General features: G+C 56.1%; 10 protein-coding genes. 7 read left to right on the top strand and 3 right to left on the bottom strand.

The window, feature by feature from the left end; translation table 11 throughout:
* The first annotated feature begins 58 nt into the window (after positions 1-58).
* The 3 genes from murB to V1572_RS01705 are packed head-to-tail and all read left to right on the top strand — an operon-like array spanning position 59 to position 3,055.
* Positions 59-1,087, top strand: coding sequence for a UDP-N-acetylmuramate dehydrogenase (gene murB, locus V1572_RS01715; RefSeq protein ID WP_045909075.1), 1,029 nt, complete (start codon positions 59-61; stop codon positions 1,085-1,087).
* A complete protein-coding gene (birA, locus tag V1572_RS01710; protein WP_063622776.1) occupies positions 1,084-2,046 on the top strand; it encodes a bifunctional biotin--[acetyl-CoA-carboxylase] ligase/biotin operon repressor BirA in 963 nt (320 codons plus the stop codon). Before murB ends, birA begins: the two co-directional genes overlap by 4 nt.
* A 16-nt stretch (positions 2,047-2,062) precedes the next feature.
* Positions 2,063-3,055, top strand: coding sequence for a glycosyl hydrolase family 8 (locus V1572_RS01705; protein WP_045909073.1), 993 nt, complete (start codon positions 2,063-2,065; stop codon positions 3,053-3,055).
* A gap of 60 nt (positions 3,056-3,115) precedes the next feature.
* Here V1572_RS01705 and bcsG read toward each other — a convergent pair whose 3' ends face one another.
* From bcsG to bcsE, 3 genes are read right to left on the bottom strand one after another with little or no spacing between them, the layout of a single operon-like run.
* Entirely contained in the window at positions 3,116-4,795 is a 1,680-nt protein-coding gene (bcsG, locus tag V1572_RS01700) for a cellulose biosynthesis protein BcsG (RefSeq protein ID WP_045909072.1), read from the bottom strand.
* On the bottom strand, positions 4,788-4,982 hold the full coding sequence (bcsF, locus tag V1572_RS01695; RefSeq protein ID WP_045909071.1) for a cellulose biosynthesis protein BcsF: 195 nt from the start codon (positions 4,980-4,982) through the stop codon (positions 4,788-4,790). Before bcsF ends, bcsG begins: the two co-directional genes overlap by 8 nt.
* Positions 4,979-6,541 (bottom strand): cellulose biosynthesis c-di-GMP-binding protein BcsE, encoded by a 1,563-nt coding sequence (gene bcsE / locus V1572_RS01690; RefSeq protein WP_045909070.1) that lies wholly within the window; start codon positions 6,539-6,541, stop codon positions 4,979-4,981. The genes bcsF and bcsE overlap by 4 nt, the downstream gene beginning before the upstream one ends.
* Before the next feature lie 175 nt (positions 6,542-6,716).
* On the opposite strand from bcsE, the gene bcsR reads away from it, so the two are divergent.
* Genes bcsR through bcsB form a run of 4 tightly spaced genes read left to right on the top strand, consistent with a single transcriptional unit; the run spans position 6,717 to position 12,712 of the window.
* Positions 6,717-6,905, top strand: coding sequence for a cellulose biosynthesis protein BcsR (gene bcsR, locus V1572_RS01685; protein ID WP_008503237.1), 189 nt, complete (start codon positions 6,717-6,719; stop codon positions 6,903-6,905).
* An 11-nt stretch (positions 6,906-6,916) separates the two neighbouring features.
* On the top strand, positions 6,917-7,669 hold the full coding sequence (gene bcsQ / locus V1572_RS01680; protein ID WP_045909069.1) for a cellulose biosynthesis protein BcsQ: 753 nt from the start codon (positions 6,917-6,919) through the stop codon (positions 7,667-7,669).
* Positions 7,666-10,281, top strand: coding sequence for a UDP-forming cellulose synthase catalytic subunit (bcsA, locus tag V1572_RS01675; protein WP_126534905.1), 2,616 nt, complete (start codon positions 7,666-7,668; stop codon positions 10,279-10,281). The genes bcsQ and bcsA overlap by 4 nt, the downstream gene beginning before the upstream one ends.
* 10 nt (positions 10,282-10,291) lie before the next feature.
* Positions 10,292-12,712, top strand: a complete 2,421-nt coding sequence (gene bcsB, locus V1572_RS01670) for a cellulose biosynthesis cyclic di-GMP-binding regulatory protein BcsB (RefSeq protein WP_048027812.1) — start codon at positions 10,292-10,294, stop codon at positions 12,710-12,712.
* The last annotated feature ends 6 nt before the right edge of the window (positions 12,713-12,718 follow it).

Raw genomic sequence — 12,718 nt, 5'->3', positions numbered from 1 at the left:
CCCCCATCACCCTGCTTATACGGTAAACTACCTGCGTTTTTGCATCAGGATAGCGTCTATGAACCACTCCCTTAAGCCCTGGAATACCTTTGGCATTCAACGCAATGCTAATCAAATTGTACGTGCCGATACTGCACAGCAGCTGCTGGATGCATGGCAAAGCGCAACAGAAAAAAACGAACCCGTACTGATTCTGGGCGAAGGAAGTAATGTCCTGTTTCTCGATGATTTTGCGGGAACGGTGATCGTTAACCGCATCATGGGAATTGATGTGGAAGAGCGTGCCGACAGCTGGCACGTGCACGTGGGTGCCGGTGAAAACTGGCACCACCTGGTGCAGTTTACCCTCGAAAAAGGGATGGCAGGTCTGGAAAACCTTGCGCTTATTCCAGGCTGCGCCGGATCGTCACCCATTCAGAACATCGGCGCCTACGGCATCGAGCTGAAACATGTCTGTGAATATGTCGACTGCATCGAGCTGGCGACCGGAACGGCGACGCGTTTAACCGCAGAACAGTGCCGTTTTGGCTATCGTGACAGTATCTTCAAACATGAATATCAGGATCGCTACGTGATTGTCGCCGTGGGTTTGCGTCTGTCGAAGAACTGGCAGCCCGTATTGACCTACGGGGATTTAACGCGTCTCGATCCGGCTACCGTTACCGCACGCGACGTTTTTGACTCTGTTTGCCATATGCGGATGACCAAGCTTCCCGATCCCAAAGTTAACGGAAATGCAGGAAGCTTCTTCAAAAACCCGGTGATTAGCGGCGAAAATGCCCGACGTTTTCTGGAGGAGTGGCCAACCGCGCCACATTACCCTCAGGCGGATGGCAGCGTGAAGCTGGCAGCAGGATGGCTTATCGATCAATGCCAGCTAAAAGGCACTTCAGTCGGTGGGGCAGCCGTTCACCGACAGCAGGCTCTGGTGCTGATTAACCAACACGATGCAACTAGCGACGATGTGGTACAGCTGGCTCACTACGTTCGCCAGCGTGTCGGCGAAAAATTTAACGTCTGGCTGGAGCCAGAAGTCCGCTTCATTGGTCGCACAGGTGAAGTCAACGCTGTGGAGACTATCGCATGAAGGACAATACGGTCCCGTTAACCCTGATTGGTATCCTGGCGGATGGTGAATTTCATTCCGGCGAGCAGCTGGGTGAGCAGCTGGGCATGAGCCGCGCCGCCATTAACAAGCATATCCAGACGCTCCGTGACTGGGGTGTTGATGTATTTACGGTTCCCGGAAAAGGCTACAGCCTGCCGGAGCCGATTCAGTTGCTGAATGAAGACGCGATCCGCAGCCAGATAGGACACGGCAACGTGGCGGTGCTGCCGGTGATTGACTCGACGAACCAGTATCTGCTGGATCGTCTGCCTGAGCTCAAATCCGGCGATGCCTGTGTAGCTGAATATCAACAGGCCGGTCGCGGCCGTCGTGGCCGCAAGTGGTTTTCACCCTTTGGCGCCAACCTCTATCTGTCCATGTACTGGCGACTCGATCAGGGCCCGGCCGCTGCCATTGGCCTGAGCCTGGTCATCGGTATCGTCATGGCAGAGGTGCTGCACGATCTGGGTGCGGATCAAGTGCGTGTTAAATGGCCTAACGATCTGTACCTCAACGATCGTAAACTTGCCGGGATTCTGGTCGAACTGACGGGCAAAACGGGCGATGCGGCGCAAATCGTCATTGGCGCGGGCCTCAATATGGTGATGCGCAATGTCCAGAATGACGTGGTAAATCAGGCCTGGACTAACCTCCAGGAGGCGGGGATCGTCATCGATCGTAACACCCTTGCCGTACGTATGATTAAAGAGCTGCGCAGCTCGCTCACGCTTTTTGAGCAGGAAGGGCTGGCACCGTTCCTGTCGCGTTGGGAAAAGCTGGATAACTTTATCAACCGCCCGGTGAAATTGCTGATTGGTGATAAAGAGATCTACGGCACTTCCCGCGGTATTGACGCTCAGGGCGCGCTGCTCCTGGAGCAGGATGGCGTGATCAAACCCTGGGTGGGCGGTGAGATTTCCCTGCGGAGTGCCGAATAACCGGATGGAGTGAATGATGCGAAAACCCGTCTGCGCGACGCTGGCCGTCATGATGAGCTTGTTGTTCTCACCCCTCTCTCAGGCTGGACAGGCCTGGGAGAGTTACAAGGCTCGCTTTTTCAAACCGGAAGGCCGCATTGTCGATACCGGCAATGGCGGCGTGTCGCATACGGAAGGTCAGGGCTTTGCCATGCTGATGGCAGTCGCCAACGACGATAAAGCCACGTTCGATAAGCTCTGGCAATGGACAAACCGTGAGCTGAAGAACAAAGAGAACGGTCTGTTTTACTGGCGCTATAACCCCGCAGAGTCCAACCCGGTTGCGGACAAAAACAACGCCGCCGATGGCGATGTGCTGATTGCCTGGGCGCTGCTTAAAGCCGATGCCCGCTGGCATGACAAACGCTACAGCGCCGCATCGGATGCCATTACAAAAGCGCTGGTTGCTCATAGCGTCATCCGCTATGCGGGTTACCGCGTGATGCTGCCCGGCGTCCAGGGATTTAAGCTTGACGGTGAAGTGGTCCTTAATCCTTCCTATTTTGTGTTTCCGGCCTGGCAGGCCTTCGCCGGACGCAGTCATTTGCCGGTCTGGCGCGATTTGATTAAGGACGGGAAGCGCCTGTTGGGGAAAATGGGCTCGGGTAAAGCGAATCTGCCCGCTGACTGGGTCTCGCTGGCATCAGATGGCAAGCTGGAACCGGCCAAAGGCTGGCCGCCGCGGATGAGCTATGACGCGATTCGTATTCCGCTGTATCTTGCCTGGTCTGATAAGCAAAGCCCGCTCCTGACGCCGTGGAAAGCGTGGTTTGGGCAATTCCCCCGGGAGCAAACGCCCGCCTGGGTTAACGTCACCACTAACGAATATGCGCCTTACATGATGGAAGGCGGCCTGTTGGCTGTACGCGATTTAACGATGGGGCAGCCTTCCGGAGAACCCGAAATCACCTCTAAAGACGACTACTATTCGGCAAGTCTGAAAATGCTGGTGTGGATTTCAGCGCAATAATAACGCACTGGCTATCCCCTCTCCCCGATGGGGAGAGGGTTAGGGTGAGGGGGAAATCAGTTACTGCGGATACGGTACCCAATCCCCGCCGTTCAGGCGAACGTACGGTTTGTTCTGATACTGAATCACCACCGCGTTGGCGTTCTCGGAGACTTCTGCCGTTTGCGGCAGTTTGCTGGTGAGCTGATCCCAGTTCACGCTATCTTCCACAAACAGCTTCCCGTCAACGGCACGGGCAACCAGTTCTGAGATTGCCAGATAGCTGGTCGGCTGGGTGATTTCAATCGGTGCGCCCTGATGGGGTGCCTTCATCCCAAAGAACTTAATGCCAGCAGGCACGTTGGTAATCGACGGGCTTGGGATATCACGCAGACCTGACACCTGCATTCTGTCGCCTTTCAGCGCGCCACCGTGCTCAGGTACCACGACCACCATTACTTTACGGCCTGATTTTTCCAGCTCCGTAAAGAACGCGTCCAGCTCGTCGAAGAGTTTCTGCGCACGCACTTTATAATCCGCCGTTTTGCTCACGCCCGGGAAGTGGTTACCGTCGTGGAGCGGCAGGGTGTTAAAGAACGTCGCGCTGCGTGGATTACTGTCTTTTTCGATGGTCTGCAGCCAGCGCTGCAGGACGGCGGAATCGTCATAGACGGGCGAGCCGTCGAAGCCCAGCAGAGAGACAGGAAGACCGGTTTGATCCATCAGCGGTGCCTGCATCCCCCCCTGTTCGCGCACCTCTTTCAGGAAGTTGCCGAACTGGCCGTTATGCCCCAGCATCAGATGCTGCGTAAAGCCCAGTTTGGCGAGGTTATCGAACAGATAACACTGGTTACCGGCGGGTTGATACAGATTCTTATGCGATGCCTGACCGCAGCTTGCACGCAGCAGGCGGATGGCCGCCGGGCCGCTGTACGAGGTGGCAGAGTTGAAATCTTTAAACTGAATGTCGAAATGAGACCACAGCGGATGAGACATCAAACCTGCAGCGTCCACGTCTGCCCAGGAGAGCGAGCAGATGTTGATCACCAGCAGTTCAAACGGCTGAGCATCCGCCGGCAGCGCATCCGGGAATTTCGTCTGTCGCTTGTCTTCCGCGGTATAGAAACTGGATAGCCAGGCGTTCAGGTTTGTGGAGGTCGGCGGTGCGGTCTGGGTTGGGATATCGCCCACCACAGGCGTATCGCCTGCCGTGGTGACGGTGGCCGCCGCGCTTCCCCCGGTGGTGGTCACCGTGGTGGTCGGTTGACCGGCAGGCCACAGCGAAAAGTTTGGCCCAGCCAGCGTCAGCACGTTAAGCCAGATCATAATCGCGACGACAAACACCGTGACGCGGATCCACTGTGACAGGAACAGCCAGGCAACCAGCAGCACAAATACCGCGCCTATCATCTGCCAGTTAATAAACCGCTCGGTCAGATCGAGGATATAGCTGGCGCTAAAGCCCGCCACCTGTGAGCCCTGGCTCATAATACTGTCCGGCCCCGGTAACCAGGTATCATGCCAGAACAGCGCAAAGCCGAGAGGGATGGCTATCCAGTGACGTAAGCGATGCAGCCTGATATTCGGCAGGGGCATCAGCAGGAAGGCCATAAATACCAGGTTAAGAAGGGGATGGAAATTCAGATAGCCTGCCCACAGCAGACCAAACTTCACCAGAAAGTAGAAGTTCCAGCCGGAAAGGCCGCGCCAGTATTGCCAGAGCGGCGAGGGTGACGAAGCGGTATAGGTAGAATTAGTCATGTTTTCGGTCTGCCTTGACGTGTGATGCCCGTGTCAGTGTTCCGGCTGGTTTTACATAGCGAGGTTTTATAAACAGCACTCTGGCCGTATCACGGATACGACGTATGGAATGGCGTGCATAGTAGCCAAGCGGGAAAAAGATCAGCGCACAGACTATAACCAGTTGAATGATATCGCTGATATTCATGATGGTGCGTTCTCCGCGTTGTCCGTTAATAAGCGAAGGGGCTCCGGAACCCGACGCCAGACATGTCCATCATGTCTGGCATTGAGGATCGGTTTCGCATCGCTCTTGATCGCGAGCGGTTTAGCCCATTGTTCAGGCTGGAGCGCACGCATCTGCACCAGCTCCGCGCTGATCGTATTATCTTCGAACCAAATCATACGGTTCGAGAAAATATCCCCGGTAGGCAGGGGGAAGATGTGGTTAAGCGCCGTATCGAGGTCGTTTACCCGGCAGAAGGACAAAAACAGCACCAGGCGATTGTCGCCAATGGTCATGATGTCACCCGTACGATTGGGGCGACACAAGGTGAGAGCCTGTTCAACGCGGATACCGGGTACAGGACGCAGGGCAACCATAACCCCTTTTCCGTCAGCAGGAAGAAGCGTATTGCTCATCATGTTGCCGACGGCGTCGCAGAAGGTATCCCATTTTTGGTATCCACGCAGCTTCATCGGCTGCGTCATAGAGAGCAGCGTAGAAATGTCTTCCGGTACATGGCGGCTAAACTGCTGGCCCTGAACGCTTTCGATCAGCGTCAGGCAGCGTGACAGCGGCGCGTTCCAGGGAATGACCATATTTGCACCACAGCCCAGAAGCAGACGCTCATCGGTGGCGCGCAGGCTGGTATTGTTTTCGCGCACGATGATCTTTAACGCGCTTCCGCGCTGGCGGCGCAAGGTGTGGATCTGCCTTGCCAGCGTCTCAATCTGGTTATTCTGCATCAATGAGAAGATAAGGGTTGCCGCCTGGGTTGTGCGGGCTTCGTGGAAAAGGTCTTCGTTAGATTCAAATAGCGACCAGTTTTCCGACAGGGCGGGCGCCCCCTCTAAAACCGCGATATGGCTCAGGATGCGTTTTTCATCACTGCGCGGCTGCACCACGGTTTCTTCCTGCTGTGCCAGGTGCCACTTACCCTCGATGTGTTTCAGCGTAAGTTGTTGCCTGGCGCTCACGCCTTTTTCATTACACCAGAAGGCAATATCGTAGAGATAGCTGCCTACCTGGTCACGAACGCTTGCCAGACCGAACAGGGAACGATATTCACCCATTAAAAGTGAGAACAACTTGTCATTATTACTGCCGGGATTGACTATCAATAGCGTGCAATTTTGAAATTTTGCCCATTTATTGATTTTTTCCAGCCACGGCAGCAGTTTTTCAGCAGGGATATTTTGCAGGACGTTATTTGCACATTTAAGGATCACCAAATAGTGATCCGGATCAATAGTGCACTGAACGTCGCGGGACAAAAAGTATAGACTATCGGCATCCGATGTCATGGAAAATAATCGCACCGTCTGAGGCCCGCGATCGTTTTCCAGCGTGATAATTTTCTTCGGATCTTCGCCCATGCTAATGACGGCCACGCGGGAATCCTTATCCTGGGCAGCAATTGTCTGGTTTACCAGACTGATAGCATCTTCATTCCGGTCCGTATTAATCCACCAGACTCCTCCGACTGGCATGTGGCTCAATTCGTCCCATAATGACTGGATGCCAATAGAAAATATGGAGTCCACGGTGTCCCTCTTTTCGTCTAATTTATCTGTATCTCAGTTTACTAGCGAAAGCGTAGAAATAAACCTAACATTGAAATTAAAGAACATCAGATTTAGCATGTAAATGAAATTTGTCAGGGCAGGAAGCCCCGCAACTTCTTTAGCGTGCGATTTTCCTTAAAGGGATGGAAAAAGAATGGATAATAATGAACCCGGTACCCCAGTCGACTCGACCCTGGGTTACACATTCCAAAACGATTTTCTGGCGCTGACGCAGGCCTTTTCTTTACCTGAAATAGATTACACCGATATTTCCCAGCGGGAACAGTTGGCCGCGGCTATTAAACGCTGGCCGTTATTAGCTGAATTCGCCCATCAACAATAAGGGAGCCATTGATGGCCATACTCGGATTACAGGGTGTCCGTGGGGGTGTGGGTACCACATCTGTTACCGCGGCACTGGCGTGGTCATTACAGCTTTTAGGTGAATCGGTGCTGGTTATTGACGCCTGCGCCGATAATTTACTGCGTATGTCGTTTAACGTCGACTTTACTCGCGAAGAGGGCTGGGCCCGCGCGCTGCTTGACGATAAAGACTGGCAGGATGCAGGTTTGCGCTATACCTCTCTTCTTGATCTGCTGCCGTTTGGTCAACTGACCACCACGGAACGCGAAAATGAAGCCGCATACCAGCGCCTGTTTTCGCAATTTACGCTGGCGCTGCAGAGCCTGAAAGAAAAGGGGCACTACAAGTGGATCCTGCTGGATCTGCCGCACGGTGCCGGCACGCTGACCCGACAGCTTATCGCGCAGTGCGATCATGTCCTCTCGATCGTTAACGTCGATGCGAACTGCCATATCCGCCTGCATCAGCAGGGGCTACCTCAGAATGGCCATATCCTGATTAACGATTTGCGCATAGGCAGCCAGATCCAGGACGATCTGTATCAGGTCTGGCTGCAGAGCCAGCGCCGCCTGCTTCCCATTGTCATCCATCGTGATGAGGGCATGGCGGAATGCCTTGCATCGAAGCAGCCGCTAGGCGAATACCGCAGTGATTCACTGGCGGCAGAAGAGATCCTGACGCTGGCTAACTGGTGTCTGCTGAACTTCGCCAACCGGGCGGAGCATGCAGGGAGTGATGTATGAGTCGTCTCGCCAGCTGGTTACTCATCCCACCGGTCAGTTCGCGTTTGAACGAACATTACCGGCATTTTCGCCGTCACGGCGCGTCGGCATTCAGCGCCGCGCTCGGCTGTTTCTGGATGATTCTGGCCTGGATGTTTATTCCACTCGAACACCCGCGCTGGCAGCGCATACGTGCCCGGCACAGTGAACTGTATCCGCATATTAATCCTGACCGGCCGCGTCCACTGGATCCGGCGCGTTATCTCATTCAGGCCATCTGGCTGGTGGCGACCTCATCCCGCGCGGAGATAAAAACGCCGCACTGGCGGAGCTTCTCCCGCGTGCAGCAGTTACGTGAACGCTACCATCAGTGGCTGGACAGACTGCCCAACAGCGTCAGCGATAAGACCAGCCATCTGGATAACCATAAAGAGCTCGGGCATCTCCACCCGGGCTTGCGGCGTTTTATCCTCGGCGTGATCGTTGTGTTCTCGCTCATTCTGGCGCTGGTCTGTATTACGCAGCCTTTCAACCCTCTGGCGCAGTTCACCTTCCTGATCCTGCTGTGGGGCGTGGCGCTGCTGGTGCGCCGAATTCCGGGTCGCTTCTCGGCGCTGATGCTGATCGTGTTGTCGCTGACTGTCTCCTGCCGCTACATCTGGTGGCGTTATACCTCGACGCTGAACTGGGACGACCCGGTGAGTCTGGTGTGCGGCCTGGTGCTGCTGTTTGCTGAAACCTATGCCTGGATTGTGCTGGTGCTGGGCTATTTCCAGGTGATTTGGCCGCTCAACCGTCAGCCGGTTCCGCTGCCAAAGGACACGACCCAGTGGCCAACCGTCGATCTCTTCGTGCCGACCTACAACGAAGACCTGAGCGTAGTGAAGAACACCATCTATGCCGCGCTGGGCATCGACTGGCCGAAAGATAAGCTTAAGGTCTGGATTCTGGATGACGGTAACCGTCCGGCGTTCCGCCAGTTCGCAGAGGAGGTCGGCGTCGAATACATCGCCCGTCCGACGCATGAACACGCTAAGGCGGGGAACATCAACAACGCGTTGAAGTATGCCACCGGGGAGTTTGTTTCGATCTTTGACTGCGACCACGTGCCGACGCGCTCGTTCCTGCAGATGACCATGGGCTGGTTCCTGAAGGAAAAAGAGCTGGCGATGATGCAGACGCCGCACCACTTCTTCTCGCCGGACCCGTTTGAACGTAACCTTGGCCGTTTCCGTAAGACCCCGAACGAAGGCACGCTGTTCTATGGCCTGGTTCAGGACGGAAACGACATGTGGGACGCCACCTTCTTCTGCGGCTCATGCGCGGTTATCCGCCGTAAACCGCTGGATGAAATTGGTGGTATCGCCGTCGAGACGGTCACCGAAGATGCGCACACCTCGCTGCGCCTGCACCGTCGTGGCTATACCTCAGCCTATATGCGCATTCCGCAGGCTGCTGGCCTCGCAACGGAGTCACTGTCGGCGCACATTGGCCAGCGTATTCGCTGGGCGCGCGGCATGGTGCAGATTTTCCGTCTCGATAACCCGCTGATCGGGAAAGGACTCAAGCTGGCGCAGCGTCTCTGCTACGTCAACGCCATGTTCCACTTCTTGTCCGGTATCCCGCGGCTGATCTTCCTGACCGCGCCGCTGGCGTTCCTGCTCCTTCACGCTTATATCATCTACGCTCCCGCGCTGATGATTGCGCTGTTTGTTCTGCCGCACATGATCCACGCGAGCCTGACGAACTCGAAGATACAGGGTAAATACCGCCACTCCTTCTGGAGTGAAATCTACGAAACGGTGCTGGCCTGGTACATCGCGCCGCCGACGATGGTGGCGCTGATCAACCCGCACAAAGGTAAATTCAACGTCACCGCGAAGGGCGGGCTGGTAGAAGAGGAGTACGTCGACTGGGTGATCTCCCGGCCGTATATCTTCCTGGTGCTGCTGAATATCGTGGGCGTCATTGCGGGTATCTGGCGCTACTTCTACGGTCCGGAAAACGAAATCCTGACCGTCTTCGTCAGTATGGCCTGGGTCTTCTACAACCTGATTATCCTCGGCGGCGCGGTGGCGGTGTCGGTGGAGAGCAAACAGGTTCGTCGCGCGCATCGCGTGGAAATCTGCATGCCAGCGGCGATTGCCCGTGAAGATGGTCATCTCTTCTCCTGTACCGTGCACGACTTCTCTGACGGCGGTCTGGGGATCAAAATCAACGGCCAGGCGAAGGTGCTGGAAGGGCAGAAAGTTAACCTGCTGCTTAAGCGCGGTCAGCAGGAGTATGTCTTCCCCACGCAGGTCGTTCGCGTGGTGGGCAATGAAGTCGGCCTGCAGCTGATGCCGTTGACTAAAAAGCAACATATCGATTTTGTGCAGTGTACGTTTGCCCGCGCGGATACGTGGGCTCTCTGGCAGGACAGCTTCCCGGAAGATAAACCTCTGGAAAGCCTGCTGGATATTCTGAAGCTGGGGTTCCGTGGCTATCGTCACCTTGCAGAATTTGCCCCGTCGTCGGTGAAATTAATTTTCCGGTCACTTACTTCGCTGGTTTCCTGGGTCGTGTCGTTCATTCCTCGTCGTCCTGAGCGGGATGAGGCGAAGCAGGCGGACCCGGTTATGGCTCAACAATGATGATAACGCGATGAAAACAAAACTTTCCTGGTTATGTGCAGTGGCAATGGGGATGAATGCGCTCCCCGCAACAATGGCTAACGCGGCCCCGGGTAACGCAGCGGCAACGCCTGCGCCAACCGTACCTGTCGTCGCGCAAGCAACCGATCCGGTTGTCACCGCGGCACCCGGTCAAACGGAAAACATCCTGCCGAACCAGCCAACGGAGGGGAATACCCTGCCGGCAGACGGCCAGGTCATCGGGCAGGTCATGCCGGGCGTCCGCGGGGCGAATGCGCCCGTCGTTGCGGACAATGCGCCGTCGCGTGACGTGAAGCTGACCTTCGCGCAAATTGCGCCGCCTCCGGGCAGCATGGTGCTGCGCGGCATCAACCCTAACGGCGGCATTGAATTTGGCATGCGCAGCGATGAGGTTGTCTCTAATGCGGTGCTAAACCTTGAATACACGCCGTCACCGTCGCTGCTGCCGACCCAGTCTCAGCTGAAGGTCTATCTGAATGACGAGCTGATGGACGTTCTGCCGGTCACCAAAGAGCAGCTCGGCAAGAAAACGCAGGCTCAGGTGCCGATCAACCCGCTGTTCATCACCGACTTTAACCGTATTCGCCTGGAATTTGTCGGTCACTACCGCGATGTCTGCGAAAACCCGGCCAGCAACACGCTGTGGATGGACGTCGGGCGTAACTCCTCGCTGCAGATGACCTACCAGTCGCTGGCGCTGAAAAACGATCTCTCAGCCTTCCCGGTTCCGTTCTTCGATCCGCGTGATAACCGTCCGCTCACGCTGCCGATGGTGTTTGCCTCTTCCCCGGACGTGACCGAGCAGCTGGCGGCCACCATTGTGGCGTCCTGGTTTGGTTCACGCGCGGGCTGGCGCGGCCAGAGCTTCCCGGCGATGTATGACAAGCTGCCGGACAGAAATGCCATTGTGTTTGCCACCAACGCGAAACGCCCGGCTTTCCTGCGCGATCATCCGGACGTCAACGCGCCGACCGTTGAGATGATAAGCCACCCGGAAAACCCGTACGTGAAGCTGCTGGTGGTCTTTGGTCGTGATGATAAAGATCTGGTGCAGGCAGCAAAAGCGATTGCCCAGGGCAACGTCCTGTTCCGTGGCAACAGCGTGGTGATAGATGAGGTCAAGCCGCTGCTGGCGCGTAAACCTTACGATGCGCCAAACTGGGTGCGTACCGACCGTGCGGTCACCTTTGGCGAGCTGAAGACCTATGAAGAACAGCTGCAGGCGACGGGGCTTGAGCCCGCGCCGATTAGCCTGTCGCTGAACTTGCCGCCGGATCTGTACCTGCTGCGCACCAACGGCATTGATATCAATCTGAACTACCGCTATACCGCGCCAGCCACCAAAGACAGCTCGCGCATGGATATCAGCCTCAACAACCAGTTCCTGCAATCCTTCAGCCTGCAAAGCACGCAGGATACGAACCGCCTGATGCTTCGCCTGCCGGTGCTGCAGGGGCTGCTGGACGGTAAAACGGATGTCTCCATCCCGGCACTGAAGCTGGGCGCGATAAACCAGCTGCGCTTTGATTTCCAGTACATGAACCCAATGCCTGGCGGCTCGGCGGAAAACTGCATCACCTTCCAGCCGGTGCAGAACCACGTGGTGATTGGCGATGAGTCGACCATCGACTTCTCGAAGTACTATCACTTCCTGGCGATGCCGGACCTGCGCGCGTTTGCTAACGCGGGCTTCCCGTTCAGCCGCATGGCCGATCTCTCTGAGTCCATTGTGGTGATGCCAAAATCGCCAAACGAAGGGCAGGTCACGACCCTGCTGGACGCCATGGCGACCGTTGGCGGACAAACAGGATTGCCGGCAATTAACGTCACGTTGACGGACGATGGCAGCCAGATTCAGAACAAAGACGCTGACATCATGGTGATCGGAACCATTCCGGATAAGCTGAAGGATGACAAACGTATCGATCTGCTGGTGAAAGCGGCCCAGTCCTGGGTTAACACGCCGCTGCGCCAGACCGAATTCCCGAGCATTATGCCGGATGTGAACGACCGTCAGGCCAGCGCGCAGACGACGATAACGTCTCAGGGGGCAATGGCTGCGGTGGTGGGCTTCCAGTCACCTTACAACGAACAGCGTAGCGTGGTGGCTCTCCTCGCGGACAGCCCGCGCGGGTATGAACTGCTCAATACGGCCATGAACGACAGCGGTAAACGTGCCGCGATGTTTGGTTCCGTGTCGGTGATCCGTGAGTCCGGCGTCAATAGCCTGCGCGTGGGCGATGTGTACTACGTAGGCCATCTGCCGTGGTTTGAACGCCTGTGGTATGCGCTGGCTAACCATCCGGTTCTGCTCGCTATCCTGGCTGCGGTTAGCGTGGTCCTGCTGGCATGGGTGCTATGGCGTCTGCTGCGAATCATCAGCCGTCGTCGTCTGAACCCGGATGAGTAAGATGTG

Origin of the sequence: Enterobacter quasiroggenkampii (assembly GCF_043972695.1) — a bacterium.
Taxonomy (GTDB): domain Bacteria; phylum Pseudomonadota; class Gammaproteobacteria; order Enterobacterales; family Enterobacteriaceae; genus Enterobacter; species Enterobacter quasiroggenkampii.
The sequence above is the reverse complement of the archived record's forward strand: the minus strand, read 5'-3'. Positions and strand labels throughout refer to the sequence as shown.

What these genes read in the sequence shown, in the direction of transcription:
- murB (WP_045909075.1), top strand. Translation starts at nt 59, where the DNA reads ATGAACCACTCCCTTAAGCCCTGGAATACCTTTGGCATTCAACGCAAT.
- birA (WP_063622776.1), top strand. Translation starts at nt 1,084, where the DNA reads ATGAAGGACAATACGGTCCCGTTAACCCTGATTGGTATCCTGGCGGAT.
- V1572_RS01705 (WP_045909073.1), top strand. Translation starts at nt 2,063, where the DNA reads ATGCGAAAACCCGTCTGCGCGACGCTGGCCGTCATGATGAGCTTGTTG.
- bcsG (WP_045909072.1), bottom strand. Translation starts at nt 4,795, where the DNA reads ATGACTAATTCTACCTATACCGCTTCGTCACCCTCGCCGCTCTGGCAA.
- bcsF (WP_045909071.1), bottom strand. Translation starts at nt 4,982, where the DNA reads ATGAATATCAGCGATATCATTCAACTGGTTATAGTCTGTGCGCTGATC.
- bcsR (WP_008503237.1), top strand. Translation starts at nt 6,717, where the DNA reads ATGGATAATAATGAACCCGGTACCCCAGTCGACTCGACCCTGGGTTAC.
- bcsQ (WP_045909069.1), top strand. Translation starts at nt 6,917, where the DNA reads ATGGCCATACTCGGATTACAGGGTGTCCGTGGGGGTGTGGGTACCACA.
- bcsA (WP_126534905.1), top strand. Translation starts at nt 7,666, where the DNA reads ATGAGTCGTCTCGCCAGCTGGTTACTCATCCCACCGGTCAGTTCGCGT.
- bcsB (WP_048027812.1), top strand. Translation starts at nt 10,292, where the DNA reads ATGAAAACAAAACTTTCCTGGTTATGTGCAGTGGCAATGGGGATGAAT.